We start from the raw sequence: 23,821 nt of genomic DNA, 5'->3' as shown, positions 1-23,821 counted from the left end.
GATGGAAGATCTGCTGGGTGTATTGATGGTTCCCATGGTGGTCTTCATGGTGGTGGTGGCCCCCATCTGGCTGGTGCTGCACTACCGCGCCAAGGGACGCATTGGCGCCGGTCTTGCCGATGGTGAGCGTGAACAGCTGCAGGGCTTGCTGGTGCGTGCCGAGAAGATGCAGGAACGGGTCGGTGCCCTGGAGTCGATTCTGGATGCGGAAGTCCCCGGTTGGAGGAACAAGGTATGAACAGTGTCAGTCGTGAAGGGCGCAACCTGTACCGGGATCCCCAGCGAGGCAAGATTGCCGGGGTCTGTGCCGGTCTGGCAGAGTACTTCGGGGTGGAGACCTGGATCGTGCGGCTGCTGGCCATCAGTGGTCTCATCTTCGCCGGTTTCATCACCTTCACCGCCTATATTGCTGCCTGGTTCCTGCTCGACAAGAAGCCGGTCACCCTCTACTCCCAGGAAGATGCCGAGTTCGCCGAGGTGCGGATGAAGGCGCGCAGCTGGCAGGCTGGCGTCACACCTCATCAGGCCCTTGCCCGCATCGGCCAGGAGCTGGATGCACTGGAGCCCAGGGTGCAGCGCATCGAGAAGCTGGTGACCTCCAAGGAATTCACCCTGCAACGGGAGTTCAGCAAGCTCTAATCGTGCCGAGCCGCGAGGATACCGCCTCGCGGCCGTCTCTCTGATGTGATCACAAGGAGAAGAAGACCCGCCTTGATACGCAACAAACTCGAACACTCCTGGTCGGTGCTCCAGCACAAGGCCGTTGACGCGGTGAACCGGGCCCGGGATCGCCACATCCGGCTGGCGGTCACCGGCCTCTCTCGCAGCGGCAAGACCGCGTTTATCACGGCGCTGGTCAATCAACTGGAGCACGCGGCCATTGACGGTCGTCTGCCACTCTGGGACGCCCAGCGCCAGGGACGCATCCTCGGTGCTCGCCGGGTGCCCCAGCAAAACGCCCACATTCCCACCTTCCCCTACGAACGGGGCCTCGATGCCCTGTTTGGCGATCCGCCCGCCTGGCCCGCGCCGACCCGGGGGGTGGCCGAGGTACGCCTCGAGATCCGTTATCGCACCCGCCATCCGCTGCGTCGGCACCTGGGGGAGATCTCCACCCTCTATGTGGATCTGGTGGATTATCCCGGGGAGTGGCTGCTGGATTTGCCGCTGCTGGATCTGAACTACGAGCAGTGGAGCGAGCAGGTGCGGGAGCAACTGCGTCGTCCCGAGCTGCAAGCCCTGGCGGCAGGCTGGCTGACGCCGCTCTGGCAGGCGGATCAAGCCTTCGAGGAGCGGGCCGCCAGCGAACTGGCCGCCCGCTACACCGATTATCTGCACGCCTGCAAGCAGGCGCTCGGGCTTCACCTCATCCAGCCCGGGCGTTTCGTGTTGCCCGGCGAGTATGCCGGTGCGCCGCTGCTGCAATTCGTGCCCTGGGTGTGGGAGATGCCCACACACTCCCCCGAAGACGGCACCCTCTACGCCACCTTCAAGCAGCGCTTCGAGCAGTACAAGCAGCATCTGGTACAGGGCTTCTATGAGCAGCACTTTGCAGGCTTTGATCGCCAGATCGTGCTGGTGGACTGCCTGGCGCCCCTCAATGCCGGTGCCGCGAGCTTTGGTGACATGCAGCAGGCCATCGCCCGCATCATGGAAAGCTTCGCCTACGGCAAGAGCAACTGGTGGCGCCGCCTCTTCTCCCCGCGCATCGACAAGCTGCTGTTTGTGGCGAGCAAGGCCGATCACGTCACGCCGGAGCAGCACGGGCCTCTGGTGTCGCTCCTGCAGCACCTGGTGAGCCGTGGCCGGGGTCAGGCCCGCTTCGAGGGGATAGAGACAGAATGCCTGGCGCTGGCCGCCATCAAGGCCACCGAGGTGGGCAAGGGGGTGGCAGACGGACGGGAATTTCCCGCCATTCGCGGTACCACCCTCTCGGGCGAGCCCTTGCTGCTCTTCCCGGGGGAGGTGCCTGCCCAGATCCCGCCTGCGCAGTGGTGGAAAACTCAAGGGTTTGATTTTCAGGCCTTTCGCCCGTTGCCCATGAGCGCCCATCAGGCGCTCCCCCATATCCGGCTCGATGCGGCGCTGGAGTTCCTGCTCGGGGATCACCTCGAATAACGGGTGGGTGGCCCGCTGTGCTCGAGGGGCGCCCACAGGAGAGAATGCGATGAACGATCAGACAAGATGGCGCACCGATGACGCCGCTCCCCTGCAAGGCAAGGTGACGCTGGAGCCCGCGCCCTCGGTGGCAAGCGAAGCGCAGCCACCCGCCCCGGCCCGGCGGCTGGAAGAGGAGAGCTTCGAGCCTCTGGACGCGCTGGACGAGCTCACCGAGGTGGAACCCGCGCTTAACGTCAGGCCTCGGCGCCGTCATCGTCTGCTGGCCTGGGGGCTGGGCGGGGTGGGGCTGCTGTCCCTTGGCCAGTTTGGCGCTTTTCTGGTGGATCAGTTTGCCGCCTCCCCCTTCTGGGGCGGCGCCTGGCTGCTCGCCTCCGGCCTGGTGGCGGTGGGTACCGCCGGGGTGGCGGGGCGCGAATGGCTGCGGCTGCGCACTTTGAAGCGGCGCCAGGATGTGCGCTCAAGAGCCGAGGATCTGCTGGCCCATCAGGGGGTGGGTCAGGGGCAGGCCTTCTGCGAGACCCTGGCCGAGAAGAGCGGTGACAAGGGGCGGGAAGGGTATCGCACCTGGTTATCCCAGCTTGACGAGAGCCACAGCGATCGGGAAGTGCTGACCCTCTACAGCCAGCTGGTGCTCACCGAGCGGGACAAGCTGGCCCAGGCCCGCGTCGCCAAATGGTCGGGGGAGGCCGCCGTGCTGGTGGCCCTGAGCCCGCTCGCCACCGTCGACATGATGCTGATGCTCTGGCGCAACCTGCGGATGATCGAGGACATCGCCGATGTCTATGCCATCGAGCTCGGCTACTGGAGCCGCATCCGCCTCATTCGCCAGGTGTTTCGCAACATGCTCTATGCGGGGGCCACCGAGCTGGTGACCGAGGTAGGGATGGATCTGCTGGGGGCCGAGCTGACCGCCAAGCTCTCCGCCCGCGCCGCCCAAGGGGTCGGGGCCGGGTTGCTCACCGCGCGCCTCGGGATGCGTACCATGGAAGCCTGTCGTCCGCTCCCCTGGTGTGCCGACGAGAAGCCGAAACTGGGGGAGCTGCGCAAGCGGCTGATCGGCCAGTTGGCGGGTTATCTCAACAAGTCGTGAGGTGGTTGGGATTCGATAGGGATGTCACAAATAATTTACAATTGTCAAAAGCAGCCGACCCCGGGGTCGGCTGCTTTTTTGAGGGGCAAACCGTTACAGTGATCCCATGACTCAACGACCAGTGACCGCCCGGATGGCGGCTGGCACCCGAAGGATGGGATCACTCATGGCAAGTCTCTACACGGCCCGCCAACCGGATGGGCAGGGCAGGATCCACTACACGGACGAGGAGCACGGCACCTGGCGGATCCTGATTGCACGCCAGCTTGCGGCGCTCGATGGCAAGGCCTGCGACGAATACCAGGCCGGGTTGGCACGCCTCGACCTGCCTCTGGACCGCATCCCCCAGCTAGGCGAGATCAACGCTGCCCTGATGCCCGCCACCGGCTGGTCGGTGGCGGCGGTGCCGGCACTCATCTCCTTTGATCATTTCTTCGCGCTGCTCGCTGATCGCCGTTTTCCCGTCGCCACCTTCATTCGCCGCCGGGACGAGCTCGACTACCTGCAAGAGCCCGACATCTTCCACGAGATCTTCGGCCACTGCGCCATGCTGACCAACCCGGCCTTTGCCCACTTCACCCACCTGTATGGTCGGCTCGGACGCCATGCCAGCAAGGAGGATCGGGTCTATCTGGCGCGGCTCTACTGGTTCACGGTGGAGTTCGGTCTCCTGCAGGGGGAGGAGGGGCTGCGCATCTACGGCGGCGGCATTCTCTCCTCCATCGGTGAGACCGCCTATGCCCTCTCGGGCAAGCCCGAGCTGCAACCCTTCGATCTGCTGGAGATCCTGCGTACCCCCTATCGCATCGACATCATGCAGCCGACCTATTTCGTGCTGCCTCGTCTCGATACCCTCTATGGTCTGGAGGGGCAGGGGATCATGGCGGCCGTGGCCGAGGCCCGTCGTCTTGGCTTGCGTCCACCCCGCTTTGCCCCCGTTGCCGGCAAGCAGGCGAGCTAACCCGAATTCATTCCCACGATGTTTCATGAAAGGAGTCCCGAATGACTGAACTGGCGAGTCAACGATGCGAGGCGTGCCGCGCCGATGCCCCCAGGGTGAGCGATCAGGAGCTGGGGGAGCTGATGCACCTCATCCCCGACTGGCAGCCCCTGGTGGTGAACGGCGAGCTGCAACTGCGTCGTGAATTTGTGTTTCGCAACTTCAAGGAGGGGCTGGCGTTCACCAACCGCCTCGGAGAACTGGCGGAGGCGGAGTTCCATCATCCGGCGATCTTGCTCGAATGGGGCAAGGTGACCGTGAGCTGGTGGACCCACAAGATAGGCGGCTTGCATCGCAACGACTTCATCATGGCAGCCCGCACCGACGGACTGATGAAGTAACCGCCGTCTGGCGCCAGCGCAGACAGGGCCTGCCCGGTGAAAGCGGGGCAGGCCCGCATTTTTGTGGGGGAGCGCTCGCACTGGCGGGATCGAGTCTGTATTATCCCGTTATTCAGAATGTTAGCTAGGAAGTGTGTGCCGAATGCGTCTTGAAGTCAGCTGTGAAGACCGTCTGGGCCTGACCCGGGAATTGCTCGACCGACTGGTGGAGCACAACATCGATCTGCGCGGCATCGAAATCGATACCTCAGGCATCATCTATCTCAATTTCCCCGAGCTGGAGTTCCGTGACTTTCAGCATCTGATGCCGGAAATTCGCCGCATTCCCGGCGTCTATGACGTCAAGACCATCCCCTACATGCCCTCCGAGCGGGAACACCACGAGATAGAGGCCCTGCTCAAGGCACTGCCGGACCTGGTCTTCTCCCTCGACAGCAAGGGGCGGGTGACCCAGGCCAACCAGGCCGCCCTCACCACCCTGGCGTTGCCACCGGACGAGGTGCGCGGCGTGGCGATCGCCTCCCTGGTCAAGGGTTTCTCGTTTGGCCGCTGGCTGGAGTCGGGGGAGATCAAGCCCCAGACCTGCAAGCTGAGCCTCGGTGGCGAAGAGTACCTGGGCGATCTGATGCCGCTGTTCGTGGCCGAAGAGAAGGGCAAGCAGGCTCTGGCCGGCGCCGTGGTGGTGCTCAAATCCGCCCGCCGGGTCGGCATGCACTTCAGTGCCCTGCACGCGGTGGAAGTGGGGGGCTTTGAGCACCTCCAGGCCGAGAGCCAGAAGATGAAAGAGGTGCTGGCCCAGGCAGCCAAGCTCGCGATGCAGGACGCCCCCTTGCTCATCGTGGGGGAGACCGGCACCGGCAAGGAGTTGCTGGCCCGGGCCTGCCACGGCGCCAGCCTGCGCTCCAGCCACCCCTTCATGGCGCTCAACTGTGCGGCCATGCCGGACAACGTGGCCGAGAGCGAGCTGTTCGGCTATGCCCCCGGCGCCTTTGGCAACAACACCGAGGGCAAGCGCGGGGTGCTGGAGCTGGCCAGCGGCGGCACCCTGATGCTGGACGAGATCGGCGACATGTCCCCCCATCTGCAGACCAAGTTCCTGCGAGTGCTGCAAGATGGCGTGTTTCGCCGGGTCGGTGACGAGCAGGAGGTGAGGGTCAACGTGCGCTTCATCTGCACCACCCAGAAGCAGTTGCTGGATCTGGTCCATGAAGGGAAGTTTCGCGAAGATCTCTACTACCGCCTCAATGTGCTTAGCCTCAATCTGCCGCCGCTGCGCGAGCGCAAGGCGGACATCATGGCCCTGGCCCAGCAGTTCGTGTCGCGCTTTGCCAGCGAACTGCAGCGCCCGCGCCCGCGCTTTGCCCGCAACATGGCCGAGTACCTCACCGCCTACCGCTGGCCCGGCAACGTGCGCCAGCTGCGCAACTGCCTCTACCGCGCCATGACCCTGCTGGAAGGGGACGAGATTGGACCCGAGCACGTGGACTTGCCGGTGGCGGCCGATGCCATGCCGCTCATCGACGAGTGGTTCGAAGGGGGGCTCGACGAGGCGGTGAAGCGTTTCGAGAGCCGCCTGCTGGAGCGGCTCTACCCGGCGTTCCCCTCCACCCGCCAACTGGCCAAGCGGCTCGGTGTCTCCCATACCGCCATCGCCAACAAGCTGCGCGAATATGGGATTGGCAAGAAGTAGTGTCGATGGACGGTGTCTGCCTGGGGCATTGAGCGCCTTGCAGGCACGGCTGCGACATCCGGTGACGCAACCGTGCCACTTGCCTCTGGGGGCTGGCCACCCGGCTGGTAAGCTCGGTGCGGTGCCATGCAGGCACTCTCATCATGGGCGTCGGGTTACCCCGGCGCCGACCTGGACACTCTCACGGGCACCATGCAGATGTTTTGTTACCTCCGGTTACTGATGTGGCTGGCGCCACTGTGCTGCATGCTGATGCTGGCAAACCAGGCCATGGCGGCAACCTCCGCCGAGGCGCGCAGCGACATGGTGCGCCAGACCGTGCTCGATATCCTCAGTTACACCCGCTGGCCCAGCGAGCCCGCCAGACTTCGGCTCTGCATCACGGCGCCGACGGAATATGCGTCATCCCTTCTGACCATCGAACGGCAGGCCAATGGCCGACCGGTGGAGGTCCATCACTACGACATGGACGACGAGTCGCTGATCCAGCGCTGCGATGTCATCTATCTGGGGGTGCTGGCACCGGCGCAGCGCCTCTCCCTGTTCGAGCGCCTGCGCGGTCACGCCATCCTCAGCATCAGCGAGCAGAGCCGCGAGTGCATCGCCGATGCGGTCTTCTGTCTGCAGGCCGGGGAGGAGAGGGTGCGTTTTCGGGTCAATCTGGATGCGCTGGCCCGCAGCGGCGTACGAGTGCACCCGGCCGTGCTCAAGCTGGCGCGAGCCGATGAGGAGGTGCGATGACGGTCCATCACGCCACTCCCAGGCTTACCCTGCGACAGAGTCTGGGGCGCACCCACATGATGATCTCCCTGACTGCCGTCTGCATGGCCGGGTTGTTTCTGACCGTCACGGCGCTGCTGGCGCTGCGCCTTTATGCGGATCACAACCTCAAGCTGGTGGCGCGGGCCATCAGCTACACCACTGAGGCGGCCGTGGTCTTCCATGACAAGGAGGCGGCACTGGATGCCCTGGAGACCATCACCTCCCGGGAAGACATAGCCAGCGCCAGCATAGTACTGCCGGACGGCCAGGTGCTGGCGAGCTGGCGCCGGGACATCACTACCCCCTGGACCACCCTGGAGCAGCACCTGGCCCGCCTGATCCTGCCGGGGCCCGTGGCGCTCCCCATGGTGCGCGAGCACAAATGGAGATAGCCAGGGTGCATCTGGTCGGTCACGGCCAGTACCTGTTGCGATTCCTGTTGCAGACCTTGCTGGCTACCCTGGTGTGCCTGCTCATCAGTATTCTCGGGGCACTCCATGTGGCGCGCCGGATGCAACGCTCCATCACGGCACCCCTCAAGGCCCTGACCGAGGTGGCTTACAACGTCAGCCGCCAGCGGGCCCTCAAGGAGCGGGCGCCGGCGGCCAATATCGCCGAGCTGCACGAGCTGGGCGAGGATTTCAATTCGCTGCTCGATGAGCTGGAAGCCTGGCAGGCCCACCAGAAGCGGGAGAACGCCAGCCTGCTGCATCAGGCAACCCATGATCCCCTGACCGGTCTGCCCAACCGCGCTCTGTTCGAGGCTCGCATGGAGCAGGCCATCCTGGCAGGCAACAAGGGGCATAAAGGTTTTGCCCTGCTCTATCTGGATTGCGATCGTTTCAAGCAGATCAATGACAACCTGGGCCACGGCATCGGCGACGAAGTGCTGATCGCCGTGGCGCGGCGGGTGCAGCATCAGCTCAGGCCCCTGGATCTGGTCTGCCGGCTGGGGGGAGATGAGTTCGTCATCCTCCTGACCCCGATCCATGGGGAGGACGAGGTGCGCGAGGTGATAGGGCGAGTGCAGCAGGCCATGAACACCCCCGTGGTATTGAGTGACGGTCGCCATCTCGGGGTGGGGATCAGCATCGGCTCTGCCCGCTATCCCGAGCAGGGGAGGACGGCGGATGCCCTGCTGCAATGGGCAGACGACGCCATGTATCAAGCCAAACGACAACGCAGGGAGGAGAGAGAAACACGAAAAACGAGCACGTGAAGTTGAACCGGAAATAGTGAAAGGATGATAAGAATGCGCATGTTGAACCCGATCAAAGCGGGCCTGGTGGCACTGTTGCTGAGTGTGCTGGCGGCGTGCCAGAGCCCTCCCCAGGGGCTCACGGCGGAGCAGATCGCCGCCTTGAAGGAGCAGGGCTTTCACCTGACCGACGAGGGATGGACCCTGGATATCTCCAACAAGGTGCTGTTCGCCAACAATGTGGGGGCCCTCAACCCCGAGACCCGCCAGGTGGTGGAGAAACTCGGCAAGGCCCTGATTGAGGTAGGACTGAACCGGGCACGGGTGGACGGTCATACCGACTCCAACGGTGATGAGGCCTACAACCAGCAACTCTCCCTCAAGCGGGCACGGTCGGTGGCCGATGTCCTGGTGTCGGTGGGTATGCCCCAGGGGAACCTGGATATCCGCGGCCGCGGAGAAGAGGCGCCCATCGCCGACAACGCGACCGCTGCCGGACGAGCGGAAAATCGCCGGGTTGCCATCATCATCGGCAATGGCTGACCCCCGTCAGCCGGTATCGGCGCGGCGCTCCCGTCGGGAGCCTTGAATCAACCGCCTGATCCTGTGTGTGCCACCACTCTCCAGTGGGAGAGTGGCTCTCTTCCCTTGTTGTTTCACGCCTTCCTTGTCTGACGCGCTGTTGCCCTGATGGAGACAGAGTGACGACTTCCTTCCCGACTTGATCCAGCACAAATACCTGCAACTGATATTCGTTATCATTTGCGTTATTTACGCAGGGTAACCCCAGTGACGACTCTCCAGCTTTCTTCGACCATGACGGGGTTTTGTACCCCGGATCCCCTCAAATTCGCCTTCACCGCCAAGACGTCGGCCCATGCCAGCCGGGGAGGGGCCGCCCCCCTGATGCTGGACGATGCCGGCTGGCAAGCATGGTGGCAGCAGGAGAGCGAGGCCAAGGCCCGAGCGCTCTATATCCATATCCCGTTTTGCCGCAAGCGCTGCAGTTTTTGCAACTTCTTCGAAAACGGCGCCAATCCGACGCGCATGAGCCGCTACATGGAGGCACTCTGCGGGTCGCTGCGCCAGGCAGCCGAGACGCCGCTCGTCCAGAGCCGGCCTTTCTCGGCGGTCTATGTGGGGGGCGGCACGCCAACCGACATGGCGGCGGGCGATCTCGCCCGCCTGGCCAGCGCCATCCGCCGTTTTCCCCTGACCGTGGATGCGGAGCTGACCCTGGAGGGGCGGCTCAACGGCTTTGATGACGAGAAGTGGCAGACGGCCCTGGCGGGTGGCTTCAATCGCTTCTCGTTCGGCGTGCAGAGTTTTGATACCCGCGTGCGCCAGCAGGCGGCCCGCTTCGATGACAGGGAGACCTTGCTGGCCCGGCTGGCGGCGCTGACCCGCCACAACGAGGCGGTGATCGTGGCGGATCTCATCTTCGGTCTGCCGGGGCAGGATGAGGCCGTGTGGCGCCAGGATATCGCGGATGTGATGGCGAGCGGGGTGCTCGGGGTGGATCTCTATCAACTCATCTCCATGGCGGGCACCAACCTGGCGCGCGCCGACGAGAAAGGCACCCTGGGCTGGGCCGCCGATGGCCAGCAGCGGGCAGTCATGTATGCCGACGGGGCCCGGACACTGGAGGCGGGGGGTTGGGAGCGGCTCTCCTGCAGCCACTGGCGGCGCATCGATGCCGAGCAGAGCCGCTACAACCAGATGGCCAAGTGGGGCGCCGAGATCCTGCCCTTCGGCGCAGGGGCGGGGGGCAACATTCACGGCCACGGCCTCATGTATGGCCGGGATCTGGCGCCCTGGCATGAGGCGCAGGCGAAGGGCGTGCGTGCTCCCGGCATGGTGATGAGGCCCAATCCTGATGCCCGTCTCGACGGGTTGCTGAGAGGGGGGCTCGACACCGGATGGCTGGCGTTGTCTCAATTGCCACAGGGGCTGGTCTCCCACCTGATGCCGCTCTTTGAGGCCTGGCAGCGACACGGGTTGGCACGGCTCTCGGCCGAGCGTCTCGCCCTCACCCTGGCGGGGCGTTTCTGGAACGTGAATTTGCAGGCCGGGTTGTTCGAGTATCTGAGGTGCAATCCACCGGGGGGGATCAAGGGGGGCGAGAAACCATCCGGCCACCCGGGCAAGATGGCCGGTCATGCTCGGGTATAACGGGCTATCGGAGCACAGAAAGGTGGCGGGGGCCTGGTGCAAGCCCCCACTTTTTGTCAGCAGTTGTCGACCTCGTCCACCCGCACTCGCAGCGCTCCCTCTGCGAGGGTGGTGATCAGGGTCTGGCCTGCATTGACCTGGGATGCGCGGCGGATCACCTCCCCGGAGGGGGTGCGCACGATGGCGTAACCGCGCCCCAGGGTGGCCAGCGGGCTGATGCCGTCGAGGCGGGCTCCCAGCATGGCGAGGCGGTGGCGGGCGAGATCCTGGCGTTTTGCGATGAGGGCATGGAGGCGCTCCTCGGCAAGCTGGTGACGACGTTTGCCGATGGCCAGCAGCTTTTCGGGGCTTCTGGCCTGCAGGCGCATGGCGAGGCCCGCGAGGCGCCGCTCCCCCTGGTGCAGGCGATCACGCAGGTGCTGCTGCAAGCGGCGGTCGAGCTCGTCGAGGCGCTGGGACTGCTGCTCCAGCCGTCGCTTGGGATCCTGATGATCGAGCCGCTTCTGCAGCAGGACGAAGCCATGGCGGGCGGCGACCTGGTGACGGCTCATGGCCTGGGTAAGCCGCTGGCGCAGGTGCACGAGGCGCTGGGCACGGGTGCTCCTGTCAGGCGCCACCAGCTCGGCGGCGGCAGAGGGGGTGGGGGCACGAAGGTCGGCGGCAAAGTCGCTGATGGTGACGTCCACCTCGTGTCCTACGGCGCTCACCACGGGGATGGCGGAGCCTGCGATGGCCCGTGCCACCGCCTCTTCGTTGAAGCACCAGAGATCTTCAAGGGAACCGCCGCCGCGTCCGACGATGAGCACATCCACCTCGGCGCGGCGATTGGCAAGCATGATGGCCGAGACGATCTGGGCGGTGGCGGCGCTCCCCTGCACCTGGGTCGGGTAGATGAAAACGGGCAAGTCCGGGGCGCGGCGGCGCAAGACGGTCAGCATGTCGTGCAGGGCGGCGCCGGTGGCGGAGGTGACCAGCCCGACGGCGCGGGGTTCCTGGGGCAAGGGGCGCTTGCGCCCTTCGTCAAAGAGCCCTTCGGCCCCGAGGCGGCGCTTGAGCTCCTCGAAGCGCAGGGCCAGCATGCCATCCCCGGCGGGCTGCATGGACTCGATGATGAGCTGGTAGTCGCCCCGGGGTTCATAGAGGGAGACTCGCGCCTGCACCAGCACCTGCATGCCATCCTGGGGACGGAACGGCACCCGGCGGTTGTTGCCCTTGAACATGGCGCAGCGCACCTGGGCCGACATGTCCTTGAGGGAGAAGTACCAGTGGCCGGAACTTGGCATCGCGAGGTTCGAGAGCTCGCCGGTGAGCCACACCAGCCCCAGATCCTGCTCCAGGATCATGCGCACGGCGCTGTTGAGGCGGGTGACGGTGAAGATCTGCTGTTGTCTGCTCTGACTGGCGGGTTCGAGGTGATTCAAGGCTGGCCCTGCTGTGGTGTCCGCCGGGGCGGGAGAAACGATGGGGGTCATCTTACCCCAGTTGCGCCCATCTGCCGAGCCATGGGCCCGGCAGATGACGCGGAGCCTAGGCTTGTGCCTTGGCCGACTTGACGGCTCTGGCGGGACTGGTCACCAGCCAGACCGCGAGGCAGACCACGGCGCCGCCGAACACGAAGCCGCCGGTGAGGGTTTCCCCCAGCACCAGATAGCCCCACAGGATGCCGAAGGGCGGAATGAGGAAGGTGACAGTGAGGCTTCGCAGGGGCCCGATGTCGGCGATCAGCCTGAAATAGAGCAGATAGGCGAAGGCGGTGCAGAGGAAGCCGACCGCCAGCACGCTGGCCCAGACCCCAGGCTGGGCCCAGTCGACGGCGGGGCCGGTCGCCAGGGTGTAGCCGAAGAAGGGAAGCAGGAAGAGGACGGCCCCTATCTGGCTGCCAAAGGCCACCAGTTTGGCGTCCAGGCCTCCCCGCTCGGTGACCCAGCGTCTCGTCAGAAAGCCGGCGCAGCCATAGCAGGCGGTGGCGATGAGGCAGGCCAGCACCCCGATGGCCAGTTGTCCGCTCAGGTCAACCTCCCCGGTGGTGGTGATGAGCCCGATGCCCATCAACCCCAGCATGACCCCGGCCCACTTGCGCAAGGTCAGCGCCTCGTGAAAGAAGGAGAAGCCGATGAGGGCGCCCATCAGGGGCGTGGTGGCATTGAGGATGGCGGAATACCCCGCGGGCAGCCAGAGGGCCGCCACGGCATACATCAGGAAGGGGACGCCGGAGTTGATGATGCCAAGCACCATGATGGATTTGAGCTTGCCCTGAAACTGCATGGGGGTGCGCAGCAGCAGGAGCATGGCGGCCAGCCCGATGAGGGCGAAGAAGACCCGCAAGAAGGTGGTGTTGACCGAGCCGAACGCCGGCGCCGCGATGCGCATGAACAAAAAGCTGGCACCCCAGATGGCTGCCAGCGCGAGCAATCTCCCGTAATCCGATGGTCTCATCGTCTCTCCCTGAATGAACCGCCCTGTTGCCCGAGATGGCAAGGGGGATTGCATCATGGGGGCAAGTGTCCCCGATGGCAACGGCGCCGTGCAGGAGGCAGGGGCTGACCCTGTGCCCGAGGTGGTCGCGGAGGGCGGCCATCTTGCTCTCCCCGATGGGGGGCCCCTCACTTCTGCGCCAGGAAATGAAAGCGCTATCAATCACATACAGCCCATGATGAGGTCGACAGTGGTCACATTTTGCGCGCATTGGCCATGAAATGGTCATGGGGGACTCTAGACTGGTCGGGCTCATCTGAAGGCGGGACGTTGCGGATGGGGGAATGCCGGGACACACCGGTATCACACACAAACAATGAAAATAAAGGACTATCAATGGCTAGATGGATACTCGCGGCCGGATTGTTGGGAACCCTGATCACGGCGCCGAGCACGGCGGCGGAGTGGTTCTTCCGGGGCACCGCGAATGGATGGGCGGCGACCGCCATGACGTCGACGGACGGCGTCAATTTTGATACCTGTCAGCGCTTCGTGAGCGGGGATGCCAGCGGCGGCCCGCGCTTCAAGATAGACAGGTACGGCAACTGGCAGCAGAGCTACCCGGCGGCCGACTACGGGGTCAATGCCAACACGGCGTACCAGATCCGCATCAACGCGAGCACCCAGGCGGTGAGTGCGACGGCGGTGGCCAGTTGCGAGGTTTCGGGGTTTGCCAGCACCTTGCCGCAGCTCAACGTGCGCGGCACCTTCAATGGCTGGGCCAGCCTCCCCATGACCCTGGTAGGGGATCACCTGTGGCAGGTGGAAGCCTACCTGGATGGCAAGGCGAGCCAGCGCCTCAAGTTTGATCAGGCTGGGGACTGGGCCGTCAACTTTGGCGACAGCAACGGCGACGGCGTGCTGGAGAAAAGTGGCGGCGACATCTTCTGGAGCACCGTGGGCACGGTGCGCATCCAGGTCAACGATCAGACCCTGGCCTACAGCATCACCCCCCTTGGGGATGACAACCAGCCGCCGCTCGCGGTCATTACCCCGGGGGGGACGGTGAACGTGACCCAGGGGGCGTCGCTCACCTTGAGCGGCAGCGACTCCACGGATCCCGACGGCCAGATCGCGAGCTATCTGTGGAGCAGCGGCGAGACCACGGAGAGCATCGTTGTCAACACCACCCAGACCGGCACCTTCACCTATGGCCTCACGGTCACCGACGATCAGGGCGCCAAGGGCAGCAGCAGCGTGAGCGTGGTAGTCGGGGCAGGACAGAGCAGCGACAGCTGGTACTTCCGGGGCACGGCCAACAACTGGGGGCTCACCCCCATGACCAGCGAGGATGGCACCACCTTCTGCACCGAGCAGGCCTTTGGCAGCAGCAACCCCCGCTTCAAAATTGACCACAAGGGGGACTGGACCGAGGCGTATCCGGCCCAGGATTACCTGGTCAGCGCCAACACCAGCTATCGCATCTGCTTTGACAGCCTGCGCAAGGCCATCGAGGTGGAGACGCTGGCCGGGGCCGATCTGCAGGCCCCCACGGTGACGGCCACCCCGTCCCCGGGGAGTTATGTGGACAGCCAGTCCATCACCCTGGGGGTGAGCGACGATCAGGACAGCGCCCCCGCCGTGCATTTCACCACGGACGGCAGCCAGCCCACCACGGCATCGGCCCGCTATGCAGGCCAACCCCTGCTGGCGAGTGACAAGGGGAGCGGCACGGATCTGGTGATCCGCACCCTTGCCATCGACGCCAGCGGCAATCAGCGCGAGCAGCGCTTCGAGTACCGCATCGGCGAGCAGGGGGTGGCGAGCGGCGATTTTCGTGCCGAGAGCATCTACTTCCTGCTGACTGCCCGCTTCTATGATGGCGATGCCAGCAACAACTACTACAACCGGGATCGCTACAAGGCGGGGGATCCCCAGTGGCGTGGCGACTTCAAGGGGTTGATCGCCAAGCTCGACTACATCAAGGATCTCGGCTTCACCGCCATCTGGGTGACGCCGCCGGTGGAGAACCGCTCCGGCCTCGACTACCACGGCTACCATGCCTACGACTTCTACCGGGTCGATCCCCGTCTGGAGTCGCCGGGGGCGGGTTACCGGGAGTTCATCCAGGCGGCCCACGCCAAGGGGCTCAAGGTGATCCAGGATGTGGTGCTCAACCACTCGAGCCAGTACGGCCTGCGCGGCAAGACCTGGATCGATCGCCTGCCCGTCAAATACTACGTACCGGCGGGGTCGAGCCAGGGACTCATCAACAATGGCCCCTATCAGGGCAATCTCGGGGACTACGCCAGCGCCAACCGCTGTGACGACGACAACCCGGCGGCGCCCGACTGGTACAAGGCCCGCTGCCAGTCCGATCCGGCGGGCACCCAGCCCCTGGTGGACCCCAAGACAGGCGCCACCGTGCCGAGTGCAGGCTACAACCCCAACCGCTTCTTCGGCATCGACGCCCAGACCCTGGATCCCGCCTGGTATCACCTGGACGGTTTCATGTCCGGCGGTGACTGGGAGAGCCCGCTTGCCCTGCAGCGCAAGCACATGGCGGGGGACTGCATCGATCTCGCCACCGGCAACCAGAACGTCAAGGACTACCTCAACGGCGCCATTCGTCAGTACCTCGACATGGGGGTCGATGCCATCCGTATCGATACCTTGAAGCACATCGAGCGGGACGAACTGCTGACCTATGTTCATGATTGGCAGGCCCACAAGCCGGGGCTGTTCGTCTTTGGCGAAAACCTGGTCAAGGGCACCGGCTGGGGCTCTGAGCTGGCCAACGACAATGCCTCGGCGGTGATCCGCCCCTGGTGGTACACCCGCACCACGGCCAACCCGGCCAATCCCCGTGCAGGGGGCGATTCCGGCCTCTCGGTTCTGGACTTCTCCCTCTTCTCCACCTTCCGTGACAACGTCACCCGGGGGAACTTTGGCGGGGTAGGGGGGATTTTCGCCATGGACTGGGTCTATGGGGATGCCACCAAGCTCATCACCTTCTTCCAGAACCACGACGTGGGGCCGGACAACGACTTCAAGTACCGCTACGGCGGGGAAGAGGGCAATGCGGCCATGACCTACAACCTGCTCTGGACGGCGCGGGGGATCCCGACCCTCTACTACGGGGAGGAGGTGATGTTCCAGGCGGGCAAGCCCCAGGACATCGACGGGGCCACCATGACGGTGGATCAGACCGGTCGTGCCTACTACGGGGATGTGCTGGACAACTCCGCCACCCCGAGCCACCCGCTCTATCAGCACATCAAGCGCCTGAACCAGATCCGCAAGGCGGTGCCCGCCCTGCAAAAGGCGCCCATGAGCCAGGTGAACGAGTGGGGGAGCGGCATCAGCTTCGTGCGTGATCTGAGCGCCCAAGGGAGCTACGCTGCCGTGGGCCTTGCGGCCAACTCGGCCCAGCAGATAAACCTGAGTGGCCTGAAGAACGGCACCTACACGGACGCGGTAACCGGTGCGAGCCAGAGCGTCAGCAACGGCAGCCTGAGCTTTGCGGTGCCCGCCTATTCGGCGCGGGTCTGGGTACTGAACGGCCCGGGCAAGGTCGGTGCTGACGGCAAATACCTCAAGTAAGGAAGCCCTGTCACAAGGTGCAGCGAGTCGGCCTTCGGGCCGACTTTTTTATTCTGCCTTCTGCCTATGCCTGAATGGATGCCCCATCCTGATGGGACTCTGGCTGCGGAGGGGCTGGTGAATGGGCAGACCTGTGGACTCGCGACCAGCACGCTCATGGGAAGGGGGCTAGAGGGAAGGGAAGTAGTGCATCCGCCGCCCGAGTCACTCCATGCTCTGCATATTGCAGTGCTCATGGCAGTGAGCAAAGCGGTGCCCATGTCGCCTTTGCGCCGCGGTGCAAGGCAAACCGTGCCACTCAGTTGCCCCATGATGGTGCAAGTGCACTTGATTGGTGCGCTCCATCCACATCCGCCCCTGGAGCCCGCCCCGAAGAAACACGCCGTTTGGCCCCCGGATTTCCCCCATGACAAGCATCATCCATGCTGAAAAGCGGCATCCTAGCGACATGATCTGCCGAAAAACCGGGCTGTGAAGGGGATACCACGAGGCCTTTCTCGGTGACTCGGGTAAACATGCTGCGCCACTGTGATGGCCGATCACTGAAGTGGTGCATTCTACCTGCATATTGCGTATTTATCAGAATTTAAATCCGATTATTTATGGTATCGCGGACTCTTGTTTTGATTGGCGCTCTTTTTGCTGTGCCTTGTCATCCCCATGATGGCGACATCAGGGGGCGGGGGAGTGCAAGATTGGGGGGTGGGGACGGCAAGGTGAACGGGTCGCCGCCATCAGCCCCAATGCGGCCTGGTTGTCGGGCAACGGATGCCACCATCACATCGGATCTAAGGAGTCATATGGAAGGTGAAATGACCATGCAGCCAGCGGCCGCGGGCAGGGGGCTGGCCCATACCCTCAAGGACGATGTCTACGGCATGGTGCTCGGGGTCATGTTTATCGCCGTGGGGCTCAATCTGCTCAAGTGTTCCGGCATGATCACCGGTGGCATCGCGGGCATCGCCCTGCTGATCGCCCATGTCAGCACCCTGCCCATCGGCGTGCTCTTCTTCCTGGTGAACCTGCCCTTCATGGTGTTCTGCTACGCCACCATGGGGCGCGCCTTCACCCTCAAGACGCTGATCGTCAACGTCGCCCTCTCGGCGGCCACCCAGGCGGTGCCGCTGCTGCTGACGGTGAGCTATGTCCATCCCCTGTTTGCCGCCCTGGTGGGGGGAACCTTCCTCGGCATGGGGGTCTTGTCTCTGGCGCGCCACAATGCCTCCGTGGGGGGCACCGGCGTGGTGACGCTCTGGCTACAACGGCGCACCGGCATCAATGCGGGAAAGAGCCAGATGGTGCTGGATGTGCTGGTGTTTGCGCTCTCTCTGCTCACCCTGCCGCTTCCCCTGCTGCTCTGGTCAACCCTGAGTGCGCTGGCCATGAACGCCATGCTGATGAACTGGCACAAGCCGGGCCGCTATCAGGGGAACTGACCGCCGGTCTGGCTGACGGCCGCGAGGGAAAAAAGGCCGTTCCGGGAGACTGGCGGCAGAAAGGGGCTCAACGGCAAAAAAGATCATCTTGTCGGGAAAAACGGCATGGTTACGGCTGAATTTATTGGTTTTTTGCCCTGTTGGTGGCGTTAAATCGGGCTACGCCATAAAAAATTCAAAAAACTTCTTTACCACTGCCCAATGCATGAGTAAAATTTGTCGGCAATATTTTACACCCCCACTCCTCAACGGTGAGATATTGCCATGCTCAGGATTGCCAAAGAAGCGCTGACCTTCGACGATGTACTGTTGGTTCCAGCCCACTCCACTGTTCTCCCCAATACCGCCGACCTGCGTACCAAGCTCACGTCTGCGATCACGCTGAATATCCCGATGATCTCCGCTGCCATGGACACAGTGACCGAAGCCCGTCTGGCTATCGCACTGGCCCAGGAAGGCGGTATCGGCTTCATTCACAAGAACATGTCCATCGAGCAGCAGGCTGCCGAAGTGCGCAAGGTCAAGAAGTACGAGAGCGGCGTGGTCAGCGACCCCGTTACCGTGCGCCCTGACATGACCATCGCCCAGATCAAGGAGCTGAGCCACAAGAACGGTTTCGCCGGTTACCCCGTGGTGACTGACGGCAACCAGCTGGTGGGTATCATCACCGGCCGTGACGTGCGCTTCGTCATCGATCTCTCCCAGACCGTCGAACAGATCATGACCCAGAAAGATCGTCTGGTGACCGTGCGTGAAGGGGCCCCTCGTGAAGAGGTGGTGGCCCTGATGCAAAAGCACCGCATCGAGAAGGTGCTGGTGGTCAACGGCGACTTCAAGCTCAAGGGCATGATCACCGTGAAGGACTTCCAGAAAGCCGAGCGCAAGCCCAACGCCTGCAAAGACGAGCGTGGCCGTCTGCGGGTCGGTGCCGCCGTCGGTGCCGGTGCCGGCAACGAAGAGCGTGTCGCCGCCCTGGTGGAAGCCGGTGTGGACGTGCTGCTGATTGACTCCTCCCACGGCCACTCCCAGGGCGTGCTGGATCGCATCAAGGCGACCCGTGAAGCCTATCCTGACCTGCAAATCATCGGCGGCAATGTCGCCACTGCCGCGGGCGCCAAGGCGCTGGTGGAAGCGGGTGTCAACGCCGTCAAGGTTGGTATCGGCCCGGGCTCCATCTGTACTACCCGTATCGTGACCGGCGTGGGCGTGCCCCAGATCACCGCCATCTCCGACGCTGTGGACGCCCTGGAAGGCACCGGCGTGCCGGTGATTGCCGATGGCGGCATCCGCTTCTCCGGTGACGTGGCCAAGGCCATCGCCGCGGGCGCAAGCTGCGTCATGGTGGGCTCCATGTTCGCCGGTACCGAAGAGGCGCCGGGCGAGATCGAGCTCTATCAGGGCCGCTCCTTCAAGTCCTACCGCGGCATGGGCTCTCTGGGTGCCATGTCCAAGGGCTCCAGCGACCGCTACTTCCAGACCGACAACGCCGCCGACAAGCTGGTGCCGGAAGGGATCGAAGGGCGCGTGCCGTACAAGGGCCGCCTCAAGGAGATCATCCACCAGCAGATGGGCGGCCTGCGCTCCTCCATGGGTCTGACCGGCAGCGCGACCATCGACGACATGCGCACCAAGGCCGAGTTCGTGCGCATCTCGGGCGCCGGGATGAAAGAGTCCCACGTTCACGACGTGACCATTACCAAAGAAGCCCCCAACTACCGGATGGGCTGATGAAACGGGGCTCTGCGCCCCGTTTTTCCACCCTTTTTTTATCCCGTGCTTTTTGTGACAACATCAGCCTGATGCAGGAATAAAATGACTAAAGACATTCACGCCCACCGTATCCTTATCCTGGATTTCGGTTCCCAGTACACCCAGCTCATCGCCCGTCGCGTCCGTGAAATCGGCGTCTACTGCGAGCTGTGGGCCTGGGACGTAACCGAAGAGCAGATCCGCGAGTTCAACCCGAGCGGCATCATCCTCTCCGGCGGCCCGGAATCCGTGACCGAGGCGGGCAGCCCGCGGGCCCCCGAGTACGTGTTCAATGCCGGCGTGCCGGTGTTCGGTATCTGCTACGGCATGCAGACCATGTCCGAGCAGCTCGGCGGCAAGGTGCAGTCCTCCAACCTGCGTGAATTCGGCTACGCCCAGGTCGAAGTGCTGGGCCAGTCCGGCAAGACCAGCGCTCTCTTGCGCAACATCGAAGACGCCATTGCCGACAACGGCAATGCCCTGCTGGATGTCTGGATGAGCCACGGCGACAAGGTCACCGAGATCCCCGCCGGCTTCACCACCATCGCCCAGACCGCGACCTGCCCCCACGCCGCCATGGCCGACGAAGCCAAGCGCTTCTACGGCGTGCAGTTCCACCCGGAAGTGACCCACACCCGTCAGGGTGCCCGCATGCTGGAGCACTTCGTCAAGGACATCTGCGGCTGCGAGTGCCTCTGGACCCCGGCCACCATCATCGACGACGCCGTTGCCCGCATCCGCGAGCAGGTGGGTGACGACGAGGTGATCCTGGGCCTCTCCGGCGGCGTGGACTCCTCCGTGGTCGCCATGCTGGTGCACCGCGCCATCGGCGATCGCCTGACCTGTGTCTTCGTCGACAACGGCCTGCTGCGCCTGAACGAAGGCCAGCAGGTGATGGACATGTTCGGCGATCACTTCGGCCTGAACATCATCAAGGTCGACGCCGAAGAGCGCTTCCTCTCCGCCCTCGCGGGCATCGACGAGCCGGAAGCCAAGCGCAAGACCATCGGCCGCGTCTTCGTGGACGTGTTCGACGACGAGTCCAAGAAGCTCAAGAACGCCAAGTGGCTGGCCCAGGGCACCATCTACCCGGACGTCATCGAATCCGCTGCCAGCAAGACCGGCAAGGCCCACGTCATCAAGTCCCACCACAACGTCGGCGGCCTGCCGGAAGAGATGAAGATGGGTCTGGTGGAGCCCCTGCGCGAGCTGTTCAAGGACGAAGTGCGCCGCGTCGGCCTCGAACTCGGCCTGCCCTACGACATGCTCTACCGTCACCCCTTCCCGGGTCCGGGCCTGGGCGTGCGCGTGCTTGGCGAAGTGAAGAAAGAGTACTGCGACCTGCTGCGCAAGGCTGACGCCATCTTCATCGAAGAGCTGCGCAAGGCCGACCTCTACAACCAGGTCAGCCAGGCGTTCGCCGTCTTCCTGCCGGTGCGCTCCGTCGGCGTCATGGGCGATGGCCGCAAGTACGACTGGGTCATTGCGCTGCGCGCCGTCGAGACCATCGACTTCATGACCGCCCACTGGGCCCACCTGCCGTACGACTTCCTTGGCCACGTGTCGAATCGCATCATCAACGAGATCAATGGCATCTCCCGCGTGGTGTACGACGTCTCCGGCAAGCCGCCTGCCACTATCGAATGGGAATAAGCGCTCACCGCTTTCCTTGCCGATAATGCAAAACTGTCAAAAAGGCGCCCTTGAGGCGCCTTTTCTTTTTCCAATCGTTTGCGAGAAAATTTTGCTCCTGGCGAAGGGGGTGAGGGCTCTGTTGCCAACGTTGTCGTGGTGAGTGCCTGGGTCGATCGATAGAGTGCCATCCATCGCGTCCACATAGGGCGGCAGGCTGTGGTTTCTCCGGGCTGGGGAGGGGGGAGCAACCCCTTTCCACCAAGTGCCATGTGGGCAATGGATCCGGATACCCGCCGTATCGATGCCCCATCTTGATGCATGGTGGTGATGCGACCTGCTGATACCCCCCCCAAGATGGGGTAATTTCTTGATCTGGCTTGGGAAACGTCCACCTTCCGCTTTTTCTTGTCTCTCTCGCTCGTTAGGATAGCCGTCTGGATATGGCCTCTTTGGAGTCACCGATGCAGCAGACCAGAGATACAGCGTTGGTTAAAGGCAGCAAACGGAAGGCTGCCCTGCGGTAGCCTTGCTGTTATTCGGGAATGGGGCGAGCCCCCGAGCGGCAGTGGGCGCCGCAGTGGATAGAAGTGAATACGCTCAGATACCAGTGAAAGTTTGGTAATGTTATGATTTTAAATGAATTTTTTGGTGATTGTGAAGATGAAGCGGAGTTATACGGAAGGCTCTGATATTGGATTAGTACCGCCTTCCATCTAATTACTGTTAACTTCACAACTATTCGGAATGAGGAAAGGGGTCGGGTAGCAATCATGAAAGTAACCATGGGTAGTTTGCAGCGGATACATGATGCAAATGTGCTAGTGCCAAAAAATGAAAGTATATGGTTGGAGTTTCGAGCATACGATTGGGATATGAAACTCAACTTTAAATTTATTGCTGATGAAGACCAGTATCCAGATGGGCATTTTGAATTTGAAGGTCGAGAAGATCACGCCGTTGCTACCCTTTACAATTGGAATAATTCACTTGGTAGAACCTTGAAAACACCATTTGAGCTCGGAAGCACAGATGAACGAAAAGTTTATGCAATGTTTGCGTGTTATTCGATTGGTGAGGTAACGAAATTTGAAATTCAAGTGTATATAGATCTGGAGGATACTCATGAGTAACCTCGCAGGTAGATACAATAGAAAGACGATTGATGTTGCAGCAGTGCACACAAATCTCCAACAAGAAATTATCCAAATCACAGAAGATAAGCTCCGGTTAGTGTTGAATGAGCATGTGTCCTCAATTGAACAAAGCAAGGGGTGGATATCACCATTCGGAATTCTGGTTACTATATTGGTTGTATTCGCTACATCAGATTTTAAAAAAGCTTACTTTGAAGCTTCTACATGGGAAGCCTTTTTTATGATGTCGGCAGTTTTGACGACTATTTGGCTCGCTAGGTCATTAATTTCTGCTTGGAAAGCGAAAAGTGTATCCGATCTCATCAATGAGATAAAAAATCAGTCTGACTCCGATGAAGGAAGTTAGCAAGTCAAAGAAGAAAGAGCCTTCGGTCGGGATGTGCTAATACACCCTCCTGTTTGAAACGTTACAAGACTTAAGGGATATCGCGTTATGGAAGACCCCTATAAAATATTTCGAGTTCTTATCAAATTTATGGATGAGAAGTATGTGGATTCATTCTTGCATGATGGTCTCTTATTCATGAATAACATTGACTATTTCAGAGGCTACGAGGATGCAGATGTAGCACTTCGCGGAGATATTCACGAAGGTTTAGCTGCAACCTATAAAACTGAGGGACTCACAATCACACTAGGGGATCATGTTGTGGAAGGTGCTGTAGGTAAAGTGGACCTACGCTACAACCATGAAGGTGATACTAACATTTACAGTATGACCAAAATCAGTGACGGCAAAATATTGGAGTCAGGTGCTTCAGGTCTTTTCCTATCTGATAAATTTATTAAATTTGGTAATCGGGCAGTTGTTATAGGTGGGTCAAAAATTATTGAGTTTGAGAATAGGTTGATAAGTGCTCTTTCGAAAGATGTAAACATATACACTCCACGAGAAGATAATGTTATTGCAAAGCAGATCTCGTATTTAAGCCGTGAAGAACATCATGGCCAAATGGACATTTTCGATAAATTTTCTGATTATGAATGGCAGCATGAGTGGAGAATTGCATTTAAGCAAAAGCAAGCTGCAGGGGCATATTCGTTAAAGATTGGTAATCTATCAGATATCGCTAGCGTATTTGAAACCGAGCCTTTTATTCATGAGCCTTTAAAGCTTGTGCCAAACAATTTGTAGCAACGCATGTTGTCGGACTGGTCTCCGCTGCGCTCCAAACCATCCGCAAATGTGGGCGTTATGTCACATAGTGCCGTAGGGTGCAATGAAATTGCACCGCTAATTTTGTGCCTCATATCTTGCATAAAGCAGCTCAGCAAATGGTGCAATGCGCTGCGCTTATTGCACCCTACGTGTCTCTTTGTCAATTCGATGGGGGCGACATAGCTGAGCACAATGCCTCGCCAAAGCAACAAAAGGGGCTGTCTGCGCCCTGACTCTTCTAATGTTCCCGTTTTATATCGCATCCTGCTCGTTTGGCGCTACCTGATTGTCTGCTG

Annotated in this window: 19 protein-coding genes and 1 pseudogene; 18 read left to right on the top strand and 2 right to left on the bottom strand. The window is 61.9% G+C overall.

Annotated elements, in window-relative coordinates; translation table 11 throughout:
* The first annotated feature begins 1 nt into the window (after nt 1).
* From pspB to hutW, 11 genes and pseudogenes are all read left to right on the top strand, one after another.
* The gene (gene pspB, locus I6L48_RS15350; RefSeq protein ID WP_005300084.1) at nt 2–238 is read left to right on the top strand and encodes an envelope stress response membrane protein PspB; all 237 of its coding nucleotides are present in this window, start codon (nt 2–4) and stop codon (nt 236–238) included.
* Nucleotides 235–639 (top strand): envelope stress response membrane protein PspC, encoded by a 405-nt coding sequence (pspC, locus tag I6L48_RS15345; protein WP_010674535.1) that lies wholly within the window; start codon nt 235–237, stop codon nt 637–639. Before pspB ends, pspC begins: the two co-directional genes overlap by 4 nt.
* Nucleotides 640–711: 72 nt before the next feature.
* Nucleotides 712–2,118, top strand: a complete 1,407-nt coding sequence (locus I6L48_RS15340) for a YcjX family protein (RefSeq protein ID WP_113070368.1) — start codon at nt 712–714, stop codon at nt 2,116–2,118.
* Between the two features lie 49 nt (nt 2,119–2,167).
* Entirely contained in the window at nt 2,168–3,211 is a 1,044-nt protein-coding gene (locus tag I6L48_RS15335) for a YcjF family protein (protein ID WP_113070367.1), read from the top strand.
* A gap of 166 nt (nt 3,212–3,377) precedes the next feature.
* Nucleotides 3,378–4,172 carry a phenylalanine 4-monooxygenase gene (gene phhA, locus I6L48_RS15330; RefSeq protein ID WP_113070366.1) on the top strand — a complete coding sequence of 265 codons (795 nt, stop codon included), beginning with the start codon at nt 3,378–3,380 and terminating at the stop codon, nt 4,170–4,172.
* Nucleotides 4,173–4,213: 41 nt separating this feature from the next.
* The gene (locus I6L48_RS15325; RefSeq protein WP_010674539.1) at nt 4,214–4,552 is read left to right on the top strand and encodes a 4a-hydroxytetrahydrobiopterin dehydratase; all 339 of its coding nucleotides are present in this window, start codon (nt 4,214–4,216) and stop codon (nt 4,550–4,552) included.
* A gap of 142 nt (nt 4,553–4,694) precedes the next feature.
* Entirely contained in the window at nt 4,695–6,242 is a 1,548-nt protein-coding gene (tyrR, locus tag I6L48_RS15320) for a transcriptional regulator TyrR (RefSeq protein WP_113070365.1), read from the top strand.
* Nucleotides 6,243–6,434: 192 nt separating this feature from the next.
* Nucleotides 6,435–6,983, top strand: a complete 549-nt coding sequence (locus I6L48_RS15315) for a YfiR family protein (RefSeq protein WP_162726203.1) — start codon at nt 6,435–6,437, stop codon at nt 6,981–6,983.
* Nucleotides 6,980–8,223, top strand: a pseudogene (locus I6L48_RS15310) (diguanylate cyclase). The gene I6L48_RS15315 and the pseudogene I6L48_RS15310 overlap by 4 nt, the downstream one beginning before the upstream one ends.
* Nucleotides 8,224–8,256: 33 nt before the next feature.
* Nucleotides 8,257–8,745, top strand: a complete 489-nt coding sequence (locus I6L48_RS15305) for an OmpA family protein (protein WP_010674543.1) — start codon at nt 8,257–8,259, stop codon at nt 8,743–8,745.
* Nucleotides 8,746–9,018: 273 nt separating this feature from the next.
* Nucleotides 9,019–10,374 carry a heme anaerobic degradation radical SAM methyltransferase ChuW/HutW gene (gene hutW, locus I6L48_RS15300; protein WP_113070363.1) on the top strand — a complete coding sequence of 452 codons (1,356 nt, stop codon included), beginning with the start codon at nt 9,019–9,021 and terminating at the stop codon, nt 10,372–10,374.
* A 56-nt stretch (nt 10,375–10,430) separates the two neighbouring features.
* Here the strand turns inward: hutW and xseA are convergent, their stop codons facing one another.
* Both xseA and I6L48_RS15290 read right to left on the bottom strand, forming a co-directional pair.
* A complete protein-coding gene (gene xseA / locus I6L48_RS15295) occupies nt 10,431–11,717 on the bottom strand; it encodes an exodeoxyribonuclease VII large subunit (protein WP_254203248.1) in 1,287 nt (428 codons plus the stop codon).
* A gap of 184 nt (nt 11,718–11,901) precedes the next feature.
* A complete protein-coding gene (locus tag I6L48_RS15290; protein WP_216987417.1) occupies nt 11,902–12,810 on the bottom strand; it encodes a DMT family transporter in 909 nt (302 codons plus the stop codon).
* Between the two features lie 375 nt (nt 12,811–13,185).
* Here I6L48_RS15290 and I6L48_RS15285 point away from each other — a divergent pair, with 375 nt between their 5' ends.
* From I6L48_RS15285 to I6L48_RS15255, 7 genes are all read left to right on the top strand, one after another.
* On the top strand, nt 13,186–16,392 hold the full coding sequence (locus I6L48_RS15285) for an alpha-amylase family glycosyl hydrolase (protein ID WP_254203217.1): 3,207 nt from the start codon (nt 13,186–13,188) through the stop codon (nt 16,390–16,392).
* An 800-nt stretch (nt 16,393–17,192) separates the two neighbouring features.
* The gene (locus I6L48_RS15280) at nt 17,193–17,828 is read left to right on the top strand and encodes a YitT family protein (RefSeq protein ID WP_052258789.1); all 636 of its coding nucleotides are present in this window, start codon (nt 17,193–17,195) and stop codon (nt 17,826–17,828) included.
* 264 nt (nt 17,829–18,092) lie between these two features.
* A complete protein-coding gene (gene guaB / locus I6L48_RS15275) occupies nt 18,093–19,556 on the top strand; it encodes an IMP dehydrogenase (RefSeq protein WP_010674549.1) in 1,464 nt (487 codons plus the stop codon).
* An 84-nt stretch (nt 19,557–19,640) separates the two neighbouring features.
* A complete protein-coding gene (gene guaA / locus I6L48_RS15270; protein WP_042863789.1) occupies nt 19,641–21,230 on the top strand; it encodes a glutamine-hydrolyzing GMP synthase in 1,590 nt (529 codons plus the stop codon).
* A 752-nt stretch (nt 21,231–21,982) separates the two neighbouring features.
* Nucleotides 21,983–22,342 (top strand): DUF6864 domain-containing function, encoded by a 360-nt coding sequence (locus I6L48_RS15265; RefSeq protein WP_216987416.1) that lies wholly within the window; start codon nt 21,983–21,985, stop codon nt 22,340–22,342.
* Entirely contained in the window at nt 22,335–22,712 is a 378-nt protein-coding gene (locus tag I6L48_RS15260; protein WP_216987415.1) for a hypothetical protein, read from the top strand. The genes I6L48_RS15265 and I6L48_RS15260 overlap by 8 nt, the downstream gene beginning before the upstream one ends.
* 87 nt (nt 22,713–22,799) lie before the next feature.
* Nucleotides 22,800–23,501: a hypothetical protein gene (locus I6L48_RS15255; protein WP_202043740.1), complete on the top strand. Its 702-nt coding sequence runs from the start codon at nt 22,800–22,802 to the stop codon at nt 23,499–23,501.
* Nucleotides 23,502–23,821: the final 320 nt, after the last annotated feature.

It is taken from the genome of Aeromonas sp. FDAARGOS 1418 (assembly GCF_019048585.1).
Taxonomy (GTDB): Bacteria; Pseudomonadota; Gammaproteobacteria; order Enterobacterales; family Aeromonadaceae; genus Aeromonas; species Aeromonas caviae.
Note: the sequence above shows the minus strand (reverse complement) of the source record. Positions and strands in the feature narration are given on the sequence as shown.